Source organism: Variovorax sp. AC194 (assembly GCF_979257995.1).
In genome coordinates, this window is sequence record NZ_OZ409823.1 from 738,849 (window position 1) to 756,573 (window position 17,725).

18 protein-coding genes are annotated in these 17,725 nt (G+C 66.4%); 8 read left to right on the forward strand and 10 right to left on the reverse strand.

What is annotated here, in order from left to right; genetic code table 11:
- Positions 1–74: 74 nt before the first annotated feature.
- From ptsP to ACZYRS_RS03630, 7 genes are all read left to right on the forward strand, one after another.
- Positions 75–1,874: a phosphoenolpyruvate--protein phosphotransferase gene (gene ptsP / locus ACZYRS_RS03600; protein WP_463418143.1), complete on the forward strand. Its 1,800-nt coding sequence runs from the start codon at positions 75–77 to the stop codon at positions 1,872–1,874.
- Positions 1,875–2,119: 245 nt separating this feature from the next.
- Complete coding sequence (locus tag ACZYRS_RS03605) at positions 2,120–2,494, forward strand: DUF4148 domain-containing protein (protein WP_198789529.1); 375 nt, start codon at positions 2,120–2,122, stop codon at positions 2,492–2,494.
- Positions 2,495–2,635: 141 nt separating this feature from the next.
- The gene (locus ACZYRS_RS03610) at positions 2,636–3,100 is read left to right on the forward strand and encodes a Spy/CpxP family protein refolding chaperone (protein ID WP_198789530.1); all 465 of its coding nucleotides are present in this window, start codon (positions 2,636–2,638) and stop codon (positions 3,098–3,100) included.
- A complete protein-coding gene (locus tag ACZYRS_RS03615; RefSeq protein WP_463418144.1) occupies positions 3,093–3,569 on the forward strand; it encodes a DUF4260 domain-containing protein in 477 nt (158 codons plus the stop codon). Before ACZYRS_RS03610 ends, ACZYRS_RS03615 begins: the two co-directional genes overlap by 8 nt.
- 139 nt (positions 3,570–3,708) lie before the next feature.
- On the forward strand, positions 3,709–4,419 hold the full coding sequence (locus ACZYRS_RS03620) for a response regulator transcription factor (protein WP_463418145.1): 711 nt from the start codon (positions 3,709–3,711) through the stop codon (positions 4,417–4,419).
- On the forward strand, positions 4,416–5,810 hold the full coding sequence (locus ACZYRS_RS03625; protein ID WP_463418146.1) for a HAMP domain-containing sensor histidine kinase: 1,395 nt from the start codon (positions 4,416–4,418) through the stop codon (positions 5,808–5,810). Before ACZYRS_RS03620 ends, ACZYRS_RS03625 begins: the two co-directional genes overlap by 4 nt.
- A gap of 265 nt (positions 5,811–6,075) precedes the next feature.
- Positions 6,076–7,119 carry an NADP-dependent oxidoreductase gene (locus tag ACZYRS_RS03630; RefSeq protein ID WP_463418147.1) on the forward strand — a complete coding sequence of 348 codons (1,044 nt, stop codon included), beginning with the start codon at positions 6,076–6,078 and terminating at the stop codon, positions 7,117–7,119.
- A gap of 7 nt (positions 7,120–7,126) precedes the next feature.
- Here the strand turns inward: ACZYRS_RS03630 and ACZYRS_RS03635 are convergent, their stop codons facing one another.
- The 5 genes from ACZYRS_RS03635 to ACZYRS_RS03655 all read right to left on the reverse strand — a co-directional run bounded on the left by ACZYRS_RS03635 (position 7,127) and on the right by ACZYRS_RS03655 (position 11,855).
- A complete protein-coding gene (locus ACZYRS_RS03635) occupies positions 7,127–7,450 on the reverse strand; it encodes a hypothetical protein (RefSeq protein WP_198789533.1) in 324 nt (107 codons plus the stop codon).
- Between the two features lie 99 nt (positions 7,451–7,549).
- Positions 7,550–8,401: a DMT family transporter gene (locus ACZYRS_RS03640; RefSeq protein ID WP_463418148.1), complete on the reverse strand. Its 852-nt coding sequence runs from the start codon at positions 8,399–8,401 to the stop codon at positions 7,550–7,552.
- Between the two features lie 67 nt (positions 8,402–8,468).
- Positions 8,469–9,173 carry an AraC family transcriptional regulator gene (locus ACZYRS_RS03645; protein WP_463418149.1) on the reverse strand — a complete coding sequence of 235 codons (705 nt, stop codon included), beginning with the start codon at positions 9,171–9,173 and terminating at the stop codon, positions 8,469–8,471.
- Between the two features lie 26 nt (positions 9,174–9,199).
- Positions 9,200–10,333: an SLC13 family permease gene (locus ACZYRS_RS03650; protein WP_463418150.1), complete on the reverse strand. Its 1,134-nt coding sequence runs from the start codon at positions 10,331–10,333 to the stop codon at positions 9,200–9,202.
- The gene (locus tag ACZYRS_RS03655) at positions 10,314–11,855 is read right to left on the reverse strand and encodes a class I adenylate-forming enzyme family protein (RefSeq protein WP_463418151.1); all 1,542 of its coding nucleotides are present in this window, start codon (positions 11,853–11,855) and stop codon (positions 10,314–10,316) included. Before ACZYRS_RS03655 ends, ACZYRS_RS03650 begins: the two co-directional genes overlap by 20 nt.
- A 209-nt stretch (positions 11,856–12,064) precedes the next feature.
- Here ACZYRS_RS03655 and ACZYRS_RS03660 point away from each other — a divergent pair, with 209 nt between their 5' ends.
- The gene (locus ACZYRS_RS03660; protein ID WP_463418152.1) at positions 12,065–12,553 is read left to right on the forward strand and encodes a hypothetical protein; all 489 of its coding nucleotides are present in this window, start codon (positions 12,065–12,067) and stop codon (positions 12,551–12,553) included.
- A 35-nt stretch (positions 12,554–12,588) separates the two neighbouring features.
- Here the strand turns inward: ACZYRS_RS03660 and ACZYRS_RS03665 are convergent, their stop codons facing one another.
- From ACZYRS_RS03665 to ACZYRS_RS03685, 5 genes are all read right to left on the reverse strand, one after another.
- Positions 12,589–13,779 carry a hypothetical protein gene (locus ACZYRS_RS03665; protein ID WP_463418153.1) on the reverse strand — a complete coding sequence of 397 codons (1,191 nt, stop codon included), beginning with the start codon at positions 13,777–13,779 and terminating at the stop codon, positions 12,589–12,591.
- Between the two features lie 16 nt (positions 13,780–13,795).
- Complete coding sequence (locus ACZYRS_RS03670; RefSeq protein WP_463418154.1) at positions 13,796–14,014, reverse strand: hypothetical protein; 219 nt, start codon at positions 14,012–14,014, stop codon at positions 13,796–13,798.
- Positions 14,015–14,167: 153 nt separating this feature from the next.
- Positions 14,168–16,279, reverse strand: a complete 2,112-nt coding sequence (locus ACZYRS_RS03675) for a T6SS phospholipase effector Tle1-like catalytic domain-containing protein (protein WP_463418155.1) — start codon at positions 16,277–16,279, stop codon at positions 14,168–14,170.
- Between the two features lie 57 nt (positions 16,280–16,336).
- Positions 16,337–16,816: a DUF3304 domain-containing protein gene (locus ACZYRS_RS03680; protein WP_463418156.1), complete on the reverse strand. Its 480-nt coding sequence runs from the start codon at positions 16,814–16,816 to the stop codon at positions 16,337–16,339.
- Positions 16,813–17,724: a DUF4123 domain-containing protein gene (locus ACZYRS_RS03685; protein ID WP_463418157.1), complete on the reverse strand. Its 912-nt coding sequence runs from the start codon at positions 17,722–17,724 to the stop codon at positions 16,813–16,815. The genes ACZYRS_RS03680 and ACZYRS_RS03685 overlap by 4 nt, the downstream gene beginning before the upstream one ends.
- Position 17,725: the final 1 nt, after the last annotated feature.

Consider the following 17,725-nt stretch of genomic DNA (forward strand, 5'->3'; position numbering starts at 1 on the left):
CGTCGCTGCCCCCCGAGGGGGCTCGGCCGCCTTGGGGCGGCCCGGCGGGGACCGATGACCTTCGGTCCACGTCCATGACCTTCGCAGTCCACGGCCTTCCTGTCGCCCGTGGCATTGCCATCGGCCGTGCGGTGCTGGTGGTGTCCAGCCGCATCGACGTCGCCCACTACTTCATCAAGCCCGAGGAAATCGAGACCGAGATCGACCGCGTGCGCACCGCGCGCAACGCCGTCGCCGACGAGCTCGCCAAGCTGCAGACCAGCGTCGCGCAGATGGGCCCGAACGACGCGCCGCACGAGCTCGCCGCGCTGCTCGAAGTGCACCAGATGCTGCTGCAGGACGAGGCCCTCACCGGCGGCGTCAAGCACTGGATCACCGACCGGCTCTACAACGCCGAATGGGCGCTGACCACGCAGCTGGAGATCATCGCGCGCCAGTTCGACGAGATGGAGGACGAGTACCTGCGCGAGCGCAAGGCCGACCTGGAGCAGGTGGTCGAGCGCCTCCTGCACCGCATGAAGGGCACGGCCGCCGTGCTCGCGCCCAGCCCGCCGCGCCGCAAGCGCGCCACCAGCCATGACGAGGACGACGACCCCACCGCGGGCGACGGCATCGACGTGCCGCTGGTGCTGATCGCGCACGACCTCTCGCCGGCCGACATGCTCCAGTTCAAGAAGAGCGTGTTCGCGGGTTTCGTGACCGACGTGGGCGGGCGCACCTCGCACACCGCGATCGTCGCGCGCAGCATGGACATCCCGGCCATCGTCGGCGCGCGCACCGCGAGCCAGCTGGTGCGCCAGGACGACTGGGTCATCATCGACGGCGACGCCGGCGTGATGATCATCGACCCCTCGCCGATCATCCTGGCCGAGTACGGCTTCAAGCAGCGCCAGGGCGACCTCGAGCGCGGCCGGCTCGCGCGGCTGCGCCACAAGCCCGCGGTCACGCTCGACGGCCAGCGCGTCGAGCTGCTCGCCAACATCGAGATGCCCGAGGACACCGTGGGCGCCGTCAAGGCCGGCGCAGTGGGCGTGGGCCTTTTCCGCAGCGAGTTCCTCTTCATGGGCCGCGAATCGTCGGCGCGCCAGACGCGCCTGCCCGACGAGGAAGAGCAATACCAGGCCTACAAGCGCGCGGTCGAGGGCATGCAGGGCATGCCGGTCACGATCCGCACCATCGACGTGGGCGCCGACAAGCAGCTGGAGAACAAGTCCGGCAGCAAGCAGGAGCACCTGAACCCCGCGCTCGGCCTGCGCGCCATTCGCTGGAGCCTGGCCGATCCGGCGATGTTCCTCACGCAGCTGCGCGCCATCCTGCGAGCCGCCGCGCACGGCGAGATCCACCTGCTGATTCCCATGCTCGCGCACGCGAGCGAGATCCGCCAGACGCTCTCGCTCATCGATTTCGCGCGCACCGAGCTGGACAACCGCGGCGTCGTGTATGGCGCCGTGAAACTGGGCGCCATGATCGAGATTCCGGCCGCAGCGCTCACGCTCAGGACGTTCCTCAAGCACTTCGACTTCCTGTCGATCGGCACCAACGACCTGATCCAGTACACGCTGGCCATCGACCGCGCCGACGAGTCGGTCGCGCACCTCTACGACCCCGCGCACCCCGCGGTGCTCAAGCTCGTCGCCGACACCATCGCCGAGTGCCGCCGCCAGGGCAAGGGCGTGGCCGTGTGCGGCGAAATGGCGGGCGACGTGGCGTTCACCCGCCTGCTGCTCGGCCTGGGCCTGCGCAGCTTCTCGATGCACCCGTCGCGCATCCTGGCCGTGAAGCAGGAAGTGCTGCGCGCGGACACCAGCAAGCTGGAACCCTGGGCACGCGGCGTGCTCGAGTCGGACGATCCCTCGGCCGCGCTCACGGGCTGACGGCCGCGGCGGCGCAGCGCAGCGAGCCCGCCCCTTCGCGAAACACCGAGGAACCGGCTTTGCCGGGCCTCAGGTGTTGCCCCCGGTAGGGGGTTGGCGAAGCGACACGAAGTGCGCGCAGCCTGGGGGCGAGCGAGAAGCCCCGCCGCAATAAAACGAAACACGCCGAAACCGCGGCGAAAGGACTTGCCGCGCCTGCACAAGCACGATCAGGGCTCCTCAACAACCCCTGAAAGGCCTGCATCATGAAGTCCCTCTCCCTGACCCAAGTCATCACCGTCGGCTCGTTCGTCATGCTCGCCGCGGCCGGCGCCAAGGCCGAGAGCTACAACGGCGTGCAGTCGGCCGTGTCGGCCAAGAGCCGCGCCGAGGTCAGCGCGGAAGCCGTGAACACCGCATCGGCCCCGAACCAGAACGTCGTGCGCGGCTCGCGCGGCGCCGAAACCATGGCCGCGTCGACCGACCGCGCCCGCGTCGTGGCCGAAGCCGTGCGCACCGCCGCAGCGCCCGACCAGAACGTGTCCTCCGGCTCGCGCGTGAACAGCAAGGTCATCTCGACCATGCAGAACCCCGTCGACGCACGCGCCGAAGCCGCGCGCAGCAACAGCAGCAAGCTCTGAGCGACAAGGCGACCCCGTCTCGCGTTGTTGCCTCGCCCGTCGCAATCAAACGAAACACACCGAAACCGCGGTGAGAAGACTTCGGAGCGCGCGAATCGCACCATCGAGTTTCCTCTTCCTCAGACAACACAAGGATCTCCAATGAAACACTGGATCAAGCGCACTCTCTTCGGTTTCGCCGGCGCGGCGATGGTGGCCGGCAGCATCGCCGGCTGTGCAGGTCAACGCCACGGCTGGGGCGGCGACAGCGCCGAATTTCGCAGCAAGATGGTCGAGCGCGTGGGCAGCAAGCTCGAGCTCGACGCTTCGCAAAAGCAGAAGCTCACCGCGCTCGCCGAGAAGCTGCAGGCGCAGCGTGAAGCCATGCGCGGCGCGGGCGGCTCGGGCGATCCGCGCTCGCAGTTCAAAGCGCTGTTCGCGGGCAACAAGCTCGACCAGGCCGGCGCCACGCGCCTCATCGACGAGAAGACCACGGCGGTGCGCAACGGCAGTCCCGAAATCATCGCGGCCGCTGCCGATTTCTTCGACAGCCTGAACGCCGCCCAGCAGCAAAAGGTCCGCGACTTCATGGACCGCGGCGGCCGCCGCTGGAGCCACCGTGGCTGAGTCGGTCTCCGCGCACGGGCTCGTAGCGCAGCGTGCGCCGGCCGCCGTGCCATGGGCGACGCGCATCGCGCCCGCGGCTGACGCGCCGAGCGCGGCCGCAGGCGGCGTTCGCACGCTGCTGCGGCTCGAAGGCGCGTTCGTGCTGGCCGCGGCGCTGGCCGCCTACACGCAGTTCGGCCTCGGCTGGGGCGTGTTCGCGCTCTGGCTGCTCGTGCCCGACCTGTCGCTGCTCGGCTACCTCGCGGGCCCGCGCGTGGGCGCGGCGCTCTACAACGCGGCGCATTCGTACATCGGCCCCGTCGCGCTGCTCGTGCTCGGCGTGCTCGCGGCGATGCCGTGGGCCGTGGCCGGCGCGCTGATCTGGTTCACCCACATCGGGCTGGACCGCGCCCTGGGCTACGGCCTGAAGTACGCCACGGGTTTCGGCCTCACGCACCTGGGCCGCATCGGCCGCGCCGATCCATGGTGACGATGCGCAACCACACCCTCGCGGCGGCTGCGTGCGCCCGGGCAGCGATGCCGAAGCCGGCAGTGGCGGTGCGATGCCGACCGGTCTGATGGCCAGCGAAGTCATTCGCCACATGTTTGCCAGGAGGCACAATCCCGCCATGCCGCGCATCCTGCTGATCGACGACGACGAACACCTCGCCGCGCCGCTGACCACCTACTTCGCACGCTTCGGCTGCACGCTGGAGAGCGCCGTGCGCCCGAGCGAGGGCCTGGCCAAGCTGCGCGCCGGCCAGTACGACGCGGCCATCCTCGATGTGATGCTGCCCGAGATGGACGGCTTCGCGCTGTGCCGCGAGATCCGCAAGGAAAGCGACATCCCCATCGTCATGCTCACCGCCCGCGGCGAGGTGATGGACCGCGTGGTGGGCCTCGAACTGGGCGCCGACGACTACGTGCCCAAGCCCTTCGAGCCGCGCGAACTGGTGGCGCGGGTGCAGACCATCCTGCGGCGCCAGCGCGCCACGCCGGCCGCAGCGAACAGCAATGGTCATGGCAATGTCACCCAGCTGCGCGTGTTCGACGGCCTCTCGATCGACCTGGACCGGCGCCAGGTGCTGCGCCAGGGCGAGCGCATCGAGCTCACCGGCACCGAGTTCGAACTGCTCGCGCTGCTGGCGGCCGAGCCGGGCAAGGTCTTCAGCCGCGACGACATCCTGAACCGCCTGCGCGGCCACGAGGCCGAGCTCTACACGCGCGCGGTCGACATCGTGGTGAGCCGCCTGCGCAAGAAGCTGGAGCCGCTGGACTGCATCAAGACGCTGCGCAACGCGGGCTACGCGCTGGCCGTTGCACGCAGCGAGCCTGCATGAGGTTCGGCAGCAGGGACCACCGCGAGGCGTGGCGCGAGATGGCCTGCCGCCGCGCCGAAATGCGCAAGCAGTGGCACGCCCAGTGGCACGAAAAAGTGCAGGGCAAGCGCCGCTGGCGCCGGTCGCTGCGCATCCGCCTGGTGATGATGTTCGTGCTGCTCGCGCTGGTGATGGCCGGCGTTTTCATGGGCGGCATGAAGAAGGCCTTTTCCACCGGCTGGGCCGAGGCCGCCAAGCCGATGCTGGTGGACTACGCCGACCGGCTCGTCGCCGAAATCGGCACGCCGCCCGACGTGGCGCGCGCGCAGGCGCTGGTGGCGCGGCTGCCGATCACCATCCGCATCGTCGGCCCCACGGTCAACTGGGACTCCAACCCGGGTGGCTCGAACAGCCCCGGCGGGTGGATGCACGACCGCGAAGACGTGTTCGGCGGCGAGAAGTGGTTCATCCGTCCGACGGCTGACGGCCACCGCGTGATCTTCGGCTGGGCGCCCAAGCTCTGGCAGCTCGCGCCGCGCGCGACCGGCTGGGCCACGCTCGGCCTGCTGCTGTCGTGCGTGCTGCTGGGCTATGCCTACGTGAGCCGCCTGCTGCGGCCGCTGATCGACATCCGCGAAGGCGCGCAGCGCTTTGGCCGGGGCGAGTTCACCGAGCCGATCCCGGTGCGCCGCAACGACGACCTGGGCGACCTCGCGCAGCGCATCAACACCATGGCCGACGACATCCAGGCGATGCTCGACGCCAAGCGCGGCCTGCTGCTGGCGCTCAGCCACGAGCTGCGCTCGCCGCTCACGCGCGCGCGCCTCAACGCCGAGTTGCTGCCTGCAACGCCCGAGGGCCAGGCCGAGCGCGAGGCGCTGCTGCGCGACCTGAACGAGATGCGCGACCTCATCAGCGACCTGCTCGAGAGCGAGCGCCTCGCGAGCCCGCACGCCGCGCTGCAGCGCGAGCCGGTCGACCTCGCGGCGCTCGTGCGCCAGACCGTGGCCGAGATGCCCGGCGCCGAGAAGGTGCACCTGGACCTGGCCGAAGGCCTGCCGCCGCATTCGATCGACCGCATGCGCATCCGCCTCTTGGTGCGCAACCTGCTGGACAACGCCATGCGCTACAGCACCGAGGCGCCCCGGCCGCCCTGCGTGTCGCTGCGCGCGGTGCTGGACGGGCAGGTGCAGGGCATCGAGCTCGAGGTGCGCGACCACGGCCCCGGTGTCGACGAGGCGCAGCTCGGGCGGCTGACCGAGCCCTTCTACCGCACCGACGGCGCCCGGGCGCGCGCCACCGGCGGCGTGGGCCTGGGCATGTACCTGTGCCGGCTGGTCGCCGAGGCACATGGGGGCTCGCTGACCGTGCGCAACGCCAATCCAGGTCTGCAGATCGTCGTGCGTCTCTAGGACGAGGCTGACCCCCAGGCTGCGCGCACTTCGTGTCGCTTCGCCAACCCCCTTTCAGGGGGCGACACCTGCGGCCCGGCGAAGCCGGTTCCGCGGTGTCCCCCGGAATGGACCGAGGCAAGTTCATGTCGCGAGTCCCGCGATAGCGCGGTGCAAAACCGGATTTCTTCTTGGCGTGCGCCCTGTCGCCTGCGCTACCAGGCGGCGCGGGGTGCGCGGCTACGATGCGCCTCCCAGGCCAGCGTCGGTCAATCAAGGAGACACCATGAGCAGCTCGATCACCAACCACCAGGTCCGCCTCGCCAAGCGCCCCGAGGGCACGGCCACGCGCGAGAACTGGAAGTTCACCACCGAGCCCGTGGGCGAGCCGGCCGAAGGCGGGGTGCTGGTCAAGACGCTGTCGCTGTCGCTGGACCCCGCGATGCGCGGCTGGCTCAACGACGCCAAGAGCTACATCGCGCCCGTGGCCATCGACGAGGTGATGCGCGCGGGCGGCGTCGGCCGGGTCATCGCCTCCAAGAACCCGCAGTTCGCGGTGGGCGACACGGTCTACGGCACGCTGGGCGTGCAGGAATACATCCTCATCCCCGAAGACCAGGTCAAGCGCAACGGCCTGGTCAAGATCGACCTGCGCGTGGGCACGATCACGCAGTGGCTCAACGTGCTGGGCATGCCGGGCATGACCGGCTATTTCGGCCTGATGGACGTGGGCCAGCCCAAGGCGGGCGAGACGGTCGTCGTCTCCGGCGCGGCCGGTGCCGTGGGGCAGACGGTGGGCCAGTTGGCCAAGATCAAGGGCTGCCGCGTGATCGGCATTGCCGGCGGCGCGGCCAAGTGCGACTGGGTGGTCAAGGAGCTGGGCTTCGACGCCTGCATCGACTACAAGGCCGGCGCCGGCGCGGTGCGCGAAGGCCTGAAGACGCATTGCCCGAAGGGCGTGGACATCTACTTCGACAACGTCGGCGGCGAGATCCTCGATGCGGTGCTGGCGCGGCTCGCGCGCAAGGCCCGGGTGATCATCTGCGGCGCGATCAGCCAGTACAACAACGCCAACAGCATGCCGGGCGCCGGCCCGAAGAACTACCTGAGCCTGCTGGTGAACCGGGCGCGCATGGAAGGCATCGTGGTGTTCGACTACGCCGACCGCTACCCCATCGCCATCGCGGAACTCGCCGGATACCTCAAGGAGGGCCGCATGAAGAGCAAGGAAGACGTCGTGCAGGGCCTGGACACCTTCCCGGAATCGCTCAACAAGCTGTTCGCCGGGGAGAATTTCGGCAAGCTGGTCCTGCAGGTCGCCCAGGACTGAGGGCGGCTCAGGATTCGCTGGGGCGCATCGGGATGTCGCCCAGCGCGTCGTCATCGCGCAGGCCCCGCGCGGCCTTCAGCAGTTCGATCGAGAGGCCGTCGCCGTGGCCCGCGAAGCCCTTGGCGATGCCCTCCAGCACCGTCGAGAGGCCCGCCTCGCCATCGGCGCGGGCGTCCATGCTGATGTTGAGCACCCGGGCCGCCATCTGACGGTAGGTGATGGCGCCGGCGCCCTCGAGCGCGGCCACCAGGTCCAGGTACAGCGCCAGGTTCAGGTCGAACACCAGCTTGGGCGTGATTTCGAAGTCGTCGTTCTTGTTCTTGTCGTCCATGGGTTCGGCTCCTTTTTCTGAGCCTCCACTCTAGCCAGAAAATGCGCGCCGATCCGTCGGACATGGGCGTGATTCGCGCCCTCGGCGCCCTTATCGCCGTTAGCGTGCACGAGTGCCCATGATGGCCGCCGCGATGATCAGCCCGGCCGCGAGCGCGATGCTCCAGGTGAGTGGGCGGCCCGTCACGGTCAGCAGCAGTGCCGTCGAGGCGAGCGGCGTGATGTAGCTCAGGATGCCGATCTGCCGCGCATCGCCGCGCTTGAGCGCCATGTCCCAGAGGAAGAAGGCCGCGCCCAGCGGGCCGAGGCCGCAGAGCGCGAGCAGCAGCCAGTCGCGGGCCGACAGCGCGACCGCGGGTTCGAGCAGGGCGTGACAGACCAGCGCCAAGGCGCCCGAAACCAGCCCGAAGAGGCCGATCGCCGAGGTCGGAAACGCCGGCACCCGCTTCGTCCACAGCGAATAGCTCGCCCAGATGAAGGCCGAGCCCGCCGCGGGCACGAAGCCCCAATAGGTGGCAGTCGTCCCCGCGGCCGGCGCCGCAACGCCGCGCGCCCCGAGGATCGCCATCGCCGCGCCCGCGAACCCCAGCAGCGCCGCGATCACGTGCAACGGCCGCAGCGACATGCGCGGCAGCAACACCGGCGCCAGCACCACCATGAGCAGCGGCCAAAGGTAATTGACGAGATTGGCCTCGACCGGCGGCGCATACCGCAGCGCGATGAACAGCAGGAAGTGATAACCGAAGAGGCCGTAGATGCCCAGGGCCAGCGTGCGCGGCGGCACCTTCCACGCGCGGCGGTCGCGCAGCACCAGCGGCCAGCTGGGCACGCTGCCGATGATCAGCGCAAGCCCCGTGAGCAGGAAGGGCGGCAGGTGCGACAGCGCCGTGCCGAGCGAGGCAAGGCTGGTCCACAGCGCGATGGCGAGCAGGGCGTAGACGGTGGAAGACATGGGCGGCGAGCCTACGCGATGGCGTCGTCGCGCAACGCCGGCCCGTCGTCGCGCGGCGACGGTCTTGTCAGGCGTTCCGGCGGCGCAGCGCAGCGGTGAGCGCCGAGGGCGAGCGGTAGCCCGTGCGGCGCGCCGTTTCCGCGACGCTCACGCCGTCCAGCCGCAGTTCGCGCGCATGCGCCAGCCGCAGCCCGCGCAGCCACTGCATCGCGCTCGTGCCTTGCTCCTCGCGGCAGCGCTGCGCGAACTGGCTGGGGCTCAGGCAGGCGACCTCGGCGAGATCGGCAACGCCCAGCGGCTCGTGCCACCGCGCACCGGCCCACGCCGCGAGCGCCTGCCAGTCGATGCGGCGGCGGCGCGTGTCCGTCAACGGCGAGTGCACGGGACTCCACGCTTCCAGCAGCAGCGCGGGACCGTGCTGCAGGGCAAGCGCCGCATGCTGCGGCTGCTTCATGCAATGCGCCAGGTAGCGCGCCAGCGCGTGCAGCTGCGGCGCGTCGGCCGGTGCGCGCTCGGCGCAGCGGGCCCATGGCGCGTGCGTGGTGTCGAGCACCAGGCACACGCTGCCCTGGCCGCGCGCCGCGAAGTCGTGGCGGTCGCCCGGCGCGACCACCTGCGCCTGGCCGACACCGATGCCCGCGCCCCGGCCTTCGACTTCGATGTCGAGCACGCCATCCAGGCCGATCAGCACCTGGAAGTGATCGTGCGCATGGCTGCCGCGCGACGTGCCGTAGTCGCGCAAGGAGAGGGTGTGGGTGGCGGATGCGTGCATGGCGGGAAAGCGCGATGGTCCGCCCGTCACGCGAGACGCAGCAGCAGCGCCGAGGCCGCGCACACCAGCAGGAATGGAATGCTGACGCGATGGAACTCGCGCAGCCCGTTCGGCAGCTTCGCGAGCCGCAGCGCGATCAGGTTGGCCAGCGAGCCCAGCACGCAGCCGAAGCCGCCCACGCTCACCCCCGCCGCCAGCGCGGGCAGGTCGCGCACGTGGCCGTCCAGAAGGATGGCAGCCGGCACGTTGCTGATGAACTGCGAAGTGACGATGGCCGCGAGATAGGCGCGCCATCCCTCGGTGATCGGCCAATGACCGAGCAGCGCGGTGATGGTGGGCAGCTCGGCCAGCTGGCGCAGGTCCACGAACATGAGCGCGATGATCGCGAGCAGCGCCCAGTCGATGCCGCGCAGCACGCGCGGGTACGTCACCAGCAACACGCCGAACACCACGCCCAGCCCGGCCAGCAGCCAGTGCCGGTCGAGCGCGACCACGAAGCCGACGAAGAGCACCCCCGCCAGCGCCAGGAGGCGCGGCTGCACCGGCGCCGCCTCGGCCGCGGGCTTGAGCGCGATGGGCGTGCGCGGCACCAGCAGCCACACCGCGACGAAGAGCCAGAACAGCATCACCGCCACCGTCGGCCCCATCATCCCCATGAACGCGAAGAAGCTCTCGCCCGAGCGGTGCCACAGATAAAGGTTCTGCGGATTGCCGATCGGCGTGAGGGCCGAGCCTGCATTCACCGCCAGCGCCTCCAGCACCACGAGCCGCGCGAGCGGCAGGTGCGCCTGATTGGCGAGCACGCGCGTGAGCGGCACCAGGAGAAACAGGCTCACGTCGTTGGTCACCAGCGCGGAGAGCAGCGCCGCGCTCGCCGTCAGCAGCATCGCCAGGCTGCGCTGGTTGTGCGTGCGCGCGAGCAGCCGCTGCGCTGCGGCCTGCAACATGCCGCTCTTCTCCACGCCTTGCGTGATGGCCAGCAGGCCGGCGAGCGCGCCGACCGTCTGCCAGTCGACCAGCTGAAGCCACGCCATCGGCGCGCGCGGGCGCAGGAACGCGAACAGCACCGCGACGGCGACCAGCACCCACAAGAGGCCGTTGCCGCCGCCCTGTTCCTCGGACGGCGACGCCGCTTTGGCTTCAGCGGCCGACAAGGTCACGCAACTCGCGCTTGAGCACCTTGCCGATCGCGCTGCGCGGCAGCTCGTCGATGAAGTGCAGGCGCGCCAGGCGCTGCGTCTTGCCCAACTGCTCGTTGGTCCATTGCAGCAGCGCGTCTTCGGTGGTGGCATCGCCGTCGCGGCGCACCACGAAGGCCACCGGCGTCTCGCCCCATTGCTCGGAGGGCACGCCCACCACCGCTACATCGGCCACCGCCGCATGGCCGCGCACCACGGCCTCCAGGTCGCTCGGGTAGATGTTGAAACCGCCGCTGATGATCATGTCCTTCTTGCGATCGAACAGCGTGAGAAAGCCCTCGGCATCGAAGCGCCCCACGTCGCCCGTGCGGATGAAGCGCTTGCCCGTGGCGTCGAACCACTCGGCCTCGCGCGTCTTCGCGGGCTGGCGGTGGTAGCCGGTCATCATGCCGGCCGAGTGGCCCACCACTTCGCCGGCCACCTCGGTGTCGCCGCGCGGCAGCTCGTTGCCTTCCTCGTCGATCAGGCGGATGTCGCTGCCCGGCGCGGGCTGGCCCACCGTGTGCAGCTTGGTCGGGTGCAGGTGCGCTTCCAGGATGCAGGTGCCGCCGCCTTCGGTCATGCCGTAGAACTCGATCAGCCCGCCGGGCCAGCGCTTCAATACATCGGCCTTGAGCGCGGCGCTGAACGGCGCGCTGGTGCTGAACTTGAACTGGAACGAGGCGAGGTCGTGCGCATCGAAGCGCGGGTGCGCCATCAGCCGCTGGTACTGCACCGGCACCAGCATCGTGTGCGTCACGCGGCGCTGCTCGGCCAGCTGCAGGTAGCCAGCGGCGTCGAACTTGGGCATCAGCACCACGCAGCCGCCGAAGGCGATGGTGGGGAAGAACACCACCAGCGTGGTGTTGGAATAGAGCGGCGTCGACAGCAGCGTGACCGTGTCGGCGTTGTATTCGTACTTGGCGCCGCGCTGCACGTGCGACCAGCGCATGCCATGCCCCTGCACGATGCCCTTGGGCTCGCCGGTGGTGCCCGAGGAATAGATGATGTTGAAGGCCCACGAGGGCTGCACCTCGACGGCCTCGGGCCGGGCGCCGACCGGTGCGAGCCAGGCGGCGAAGTCGCGCCCCGCCGAACAGCCGTCGAGCGCGACGCGCGCAATGCCGCCTTCCTTCGCGGGACCGACCACGTCGGCCGCCGAGGCATCGGTGAAGAGGATGCGCGCATCGGCGTCCTGGATCATGCGGGCCAGGCTCGCGGGCGTGGAGCCGGGCGCGAGCGGCGCGACGGCGATGCCCGCGCGCAATGCGCCGAGGAACACCGCCGCGTAGTTCACCGACGACGTGGCGCAGACCGCGATGGCGTCGCCGGCCTTGAGGCCGTCGCGCTGCAGGCTGGCGGCGATGCGGTCCATCAGCGCGTCGAGCGCGCCGTAGTTCAGTGCGGATTGCGCGGATCGCGCTTCCGCGAGCGCGGGGCGATCGGGCGCGTGCTGGGCGTGGAGGCGAACCAGGTCGGCAATGGCGCCGAAATCGCGTTCCATCGCGGCTTGAATGGCGGGGTGCGTTTGCAAAATCGAATCCTTCGTCTTGGCCAGACGGCAGGATAGCGAAGAAGCCTCGCAGCCGGTGAGCCGTGCGCGACGGCCGGGGCGCAGCCATTCATTCAGTCAGTCAGTCCGTCGGTCAGCCACCGCTCAGGGGTGCAGGCCGAGGATCGGCGTTTCTTCTATACCCAGGAAGGAGCTCCGACATGGGACTGCTCGACATTCTTCAAGAAGCCATCGGCGGCGATGCAAGTGCGCATGTGGACCAGGTCGCGCAACACGCCTCGCCCGACGCGATCGGCGCGGGGCTCGCAGCGGCGATGCGCTCGGACCAGACGCCGCCGTTCGGCGACACGGTAGGGCGCCTGTTCGGCCAGTCTTCGCCGATGCAGCAGGCCGGCGTGCTCAACCAGATCCTGGCAACGCTGGGCCCGGCCGCGGCATCGATGCTGGCGGGCGGGGTGCTCGGGCGGATGCTGCAGCCCGGCCAGACGCAACTCACGCCGGAGCAGGCCTCGCAGCTGTCACCCGCGCAGGTGACGGAGATCGCCGCGCATGCGGAAGAGCAGCATGCGGGGGTGATCGACGAGGTGAGCCGGTTCTATGCGCAGCACTCGGGGTTGGTGAAGACGCTGGGTGGGGCGGTGTTGGCGATTGCGTTGGCGAAGATGAAGGAGAACGCGACGCGGGGGTGAGCAGATCGCGGCGCCGTTTTCGACACGCCGCGCAATCAGGGCGCGCGCCACGCGCCCGGCCTGCGCTTGATGCTTTGCGCGATGCTCTTGGCGAGCTCTCGAAACTCGCTCTCGGTCATCGGCGTTTTTGCAAAGCGGCCGAAACGCTCGACCTTGAAGATGAGATTGGACGAAGTCCCGGGCGGTGCGTTCTTGTCGCCAGGTATGTAAGCCAGATAGCCCCAATCCTGGTTCTTGTTGGTCTCGTTGTGAATTGGCGGCCCACTGAGAACGCTGCGAGTGATGAGGGCCACGCCGCCAAGCCCTTTTCGCCCGTCGACCGTGATGGAATGAAACGGGCGCACACGGCCGTCCAATGGCTCTGTGAGCTTGGCACCGTAAAAGTAGCCTTGCTGCACGGCTTCGTTGACGAACTTCTCGGGATCGATGCTGTCCTCGCTTGAAGCGTCGCGGTCGCTCAGGTACACCACGATGTCGGGCCTGTCGGCAAGTCGGAAAGATGCGGCGACATAGGCGGGCTTCTTCTCGCCGGTCATGAAACCATAGGGTAGGCAAACACCGGGTTCGGCCGGAACCGCGAATGGTATGCGTGCGCGATAGAACCTCAGGAAGTTGGCGATGGTTTGCTCTGGCGTGCCTTCGAGTTTTCTGCTGGCGGACACCACGTGATCACCCACCAACGTGGAAAAGTTGAATTTGCCGGAACCATTGATGAATCCGAATGAATTTCCGCCGTTGTACGGCTGATAAAAGCGGAAGGCAGCCGCCTCATCCAAGTCCGCCTGCCTGAGTTTTCCTCCGGGATCCATATCGCCGTGTCGTGCGAGCATCTCAGCATGAGCAAGCACGATGTCTTTTTGCTGCTGTCGTTTTCTATTGAGTTCCAGCAGTTGCGATTGGAGGCCTGCGGCGCTATTTAGGCTGGAGGTATGAATCGATCTGGAGCTTTCATCCGCGTCGAATACACCCTCACTGTCTACCAGTTGGTACGTTTTCCAGACACCAACGCCGGTGTCGAATCCATAGCCTCCTCCATTTGCAGGCGACATGTTGGGCGGCAGAGTGGCGTATTCGATGTTGCCGGGGACATCGATGGATTGATAGCCGAGGCACTCGGTGCGAATGGTCTTGAGCGGTTGCGCAATGACTTGACTCGAGAGCAGCATGCCGAACAACGCAAGTACCACAGTACGTGGATTGAAGTGTTCTTGCTTCATCGCGTTCATGCGAGGCCGCAACTCTTTATTTGGCGACCGAATCGGGGTGCGCCCGCCTGGCCAGCGGGTCGAAGTCGAAGGCCTTGAAGAAATCCTCTTCACGCTTCCAGCGCACCGTGCCGTCAAGCAATCCAAAAGCCAGTTGCGCGAGGTCCAATGGCTCTTCGCGCATGGCCGAGGCGAACCTGGTGTCCCAGCCGATGGCTGCCAAGCTGGCCTTGCCTGCCGCGTCGTAGTCCCACACCCGGTACACGAGCTTGTTGTCCTTGAGTCTGAGGCCGACTTTGCCGCGCAGATCTTCATCGTAGAAGCCGCCGTCTTTCTTGTTCAGCCCGATGAAGCCTAGATTGATGGCGCGCTTGAGCTTGCCCGCGTCGTCGTACTGCGTAGGAGGCGCTCAGCTTTTGTCAAACACACGTCGATAGCGGCCATGACCGTGCGGCTCGCGGCGCGTACCCGTACCCATGATCTTCAGTGCAATCGTGGCCGCCGTGCCCGCGTTGTCACGCAGGTCGGCTGCATCGGCATCTGTCATCAATGGCAGCGACTCCGGCTCTTTTGCATCCGCCTCGAGCGCGCGGCGCTCAAAGTTATTGAGTTCATACGCGCTGGCCTGATTGCGAAAGTTCCTTGCGCGGCCCGGATTGCCTTGCTCCTCGGCTTCTTTCAGCAAGCGATCGCGCGTGGCCTTTTTTTGCTTGATGCTGGCAATGAAGTCTTGACGATTTTCTTTTGTGATGGGGCCGAGCATCCAGAATCCGCCGTGCGAGTCGTGGACATACTTGTCGAAGAAATCGCTGGCGTTCTGCGGGACATCCTTGGCTGCAGCAATGGCCTGCACGATGCGCTTTTGCACTTCGTCGGCGGCCGGCGGTTGATCGACGAAGATGCCAGCTCTTGCGTTGAAGACCTGTGTGGGCTTGCTTGCATCTTGGGCAGCCTTGACATCTGCGCGCCAGTCCAACTCCGATTCCCAAAGATCCTGCTTGTCCTGCTTCGTCGAATTTGTGTAGCTCGACATCGCCTTGAAGGTTGCCTCATCGGCCTTGGAGGCGCGCCAGCGCCAGTACAGCTCCATGTGATAGCGCATGCGGTTTTGCACCGGCTCGCCGCCATTGACCACGTTCTGCTTTTCTTGTGCCTTGGTCCAGGCGGCGTAGTCGCTGAAAGCCTTGTCCAGAGCGGGATCGACATTGAAGTCAGCTTTCGCCGCAGGCAGCAACTCATCCTTGATATCCAATCGCACGCCCGCTGCCAGCGCCTCGAAATACATATCCATCAAAGGGATCTGCGACAGCAATGAGTTTCTTCCACCTATGCCCTTGCCTTGAGATTTCGCGGGGTAGCCTCCTCCAAGATCGGAGTGTGCCCCTGGATAGACAAACTCCTTGGTATTTGGCGGATAGCTCTTGGCTCTGATACGTGCCGTAGACAACGGGAATGACTGGCGGATTTCATGCGCCGCCACATAGTGAACAGTCTGGTTAACACCCTGAATGTCCATCGTGCCATCGGCCCAGTCCTGAAAGCCTTGGCCCGCCGGCGATGAATCGGCCAGCCCGACAGAGGCCACGGTGTCGAAGATGCCAAGAAAATGAAGCTCCAGTTTGGCCTCGCCAACGGTCATGTTTTCAGCCGCCTTTTGAATCCATTGGCAAAAGGTGCGTGCTTCGGCCGAACCGCGCGAAAAGCCAAAGACTGACAAATGCAGTTTTGTGACTCGTGGCCGTTGGTCCTTGATCGCCTTCAAAAGGCGGGCCTGAATGCCCTTGAAAACACTGACCAGCTTGTCGTCGCCCAGACGCCAGAAGGTCGACAACCTGTCCAGACAGAGCGTCTTTGCCTCGGCTGGCTGAATCAACAGCACGTCGTGATACGCCATATGGAGCGCGTTGTAGACCTGAATCAACGCCCAATGGATTCGGGCTTCTCCTCCACTGGCAAAGCGCTTTCCGTCATCGGATTCCTTGTCTTCACCAATCTCCGGAAAGCGTGTACCGACACCGGGCATGTAGTAGCGAAAGTGCTCAACGTTATCTTCTTTGTGAGCGTTGTAGAGACTGACTACATTCGAGTGGCTCTGGTCGCGCAAATCGCGCTCCATGTTGTTATTGGTGCCGTCGAAGAACAATCCGACATGAATCTCTTTGGAGCAACTCAAGCCATTGGCCTTGGAGGGATCTGCGGTGGCCGCTCGCTGGCATAGTTCGCGCGGGCTGAGCTCGCGGTCCGCGCGCGATTGGTCACCGGGCAGGCCGGGCTGATAGTTGGCACCACCTGGATCTTTGTCCCACCAGTCCCCCGGCGCCGCGGGCTCCATCGGGCGGTAGTCCGGCGACCATGTGCTGGGTCTTCCCGTTTCGTCCGCCCATAACAAAACCTGTAGCCCGGATTCCTTGACCGTGCATTCGGCCGTACAAAGCGACGTGGTCTTGTAGTAGCGGCAGCGTCGATCTCGAGTCTTGGCATCAAAGCTGACCTCGTACCAGCCTTCGCGAAATCCGGCCATATGTTTTCTCCCAGATCCTTCAGAAATCTGTTGTTTGCCTTAACGAACTTTTCCGGCTCAAGGCTTCAGAGGGTAAGCGGGGCCAGGGTAGTCCTTGGCTCCCGCTCTCTTATTGGAAATGATCAATCGCACTTCGCCATTCGGTAAGAAGTGCACATTCAACAGCCCGCCGGGCTCGTCATATCTTTCGATCGACACGACCTTCTCGTGCCAATGTTCCACGGCTGCTTCGGGACTCGTATCCCTGGGGTTCCCGCTGGATGTCGTCCACTTCACTTTTGCACTGAGGCCGGGGCGCCATGTGGCCGGATATGAAATACAGCAAACAAAGCTGCCACCGCCGCCATAAGGTCTCGAGTTGCCGCCGCCCGCTCCATCTACATAGAACTGATGGATGTATTCACCCGTATGGTTGTAAGCGCTGATATTGGCGCTCTGACTTTCGCGCGCCCGCTCCTTGCCGCTGCCACTGCAAGCCGCCAATGGCAAGACCAGCACCGCAAGTGCGCAGAGAGTGAGGGTGGTGAGGCGTTTCATTGAGTGCGGTTTTCCAGTGCGTTCCACAGATCGTCGCTCCAGTCTTTCATCATGGCTGCAAGACTGGTTCCTTGCGCAACCGCTTGCCAAGTGTCGGCAAGGTCGGGGTGCTTGTAGAAGTCTTCGCCACAGGTCAGCGAGAGCACGACGAACTGCAATCGATCGGGGTTGCCTGCAACATGCAGGCCAGTGGCGATTTCGAGGGTGCGTCGAAGCTGTCGATGAAACAGCGCTCGCCCGGTTCGAGGCACCAGCTGCGATACCGTTTCAAGCAATTGCGCAAAGATGCCGTCCGCCTCCGCTGCATCGAGAAGCGATGCAAATTGAAGCGCGTCCAGTTCGAGATGGTCGTCCGTATCGGCGACACCGTCGTCCAATGCAGGCGCAAGCCAGTTGCCGATGGTGCCATCCCGGTCGAACCATTGCCATTGACCAATGGTCTGTGCCGCGCGTCGCGTCTGCGCCTCGGACAGCGTTGCAAGAAGTGATGGCAGAACGCGCGTATCGCTCATGCGGCAATGAAGCTTCAAGCCATCCTGCCGAGCCTGTGCGAGGTATCCAAAGCAGGTCTGCAATTGCGCGGTCGGCTGATTCGACGCCAGCCAGCTGAATGCAGGCGCTCCCGGTCCAATGGACGCGAGCCGTCGAATGCCTTCAGCCAGCATGTCGTCGTCTCTCGGCATTTCCAGCAACTGCGGGCCGTGTGCGCCATAGGCCGCCAACGGCGTGGTTGCCAAGGCGTTGACGCAAGGCCATCCGCTGCGGTTGAGCACCGATTCGAGCCGGTCCGGGTCCAGCAGCGCCGCATCGATCAGCAGCCAAGCCCTGAGCGATGGTTGAACATTGACGAACTCTTGCACAGCTTGAGAAAAGCGAGAGGGATCGATCGGATCGGTGGCGAATTCCAAC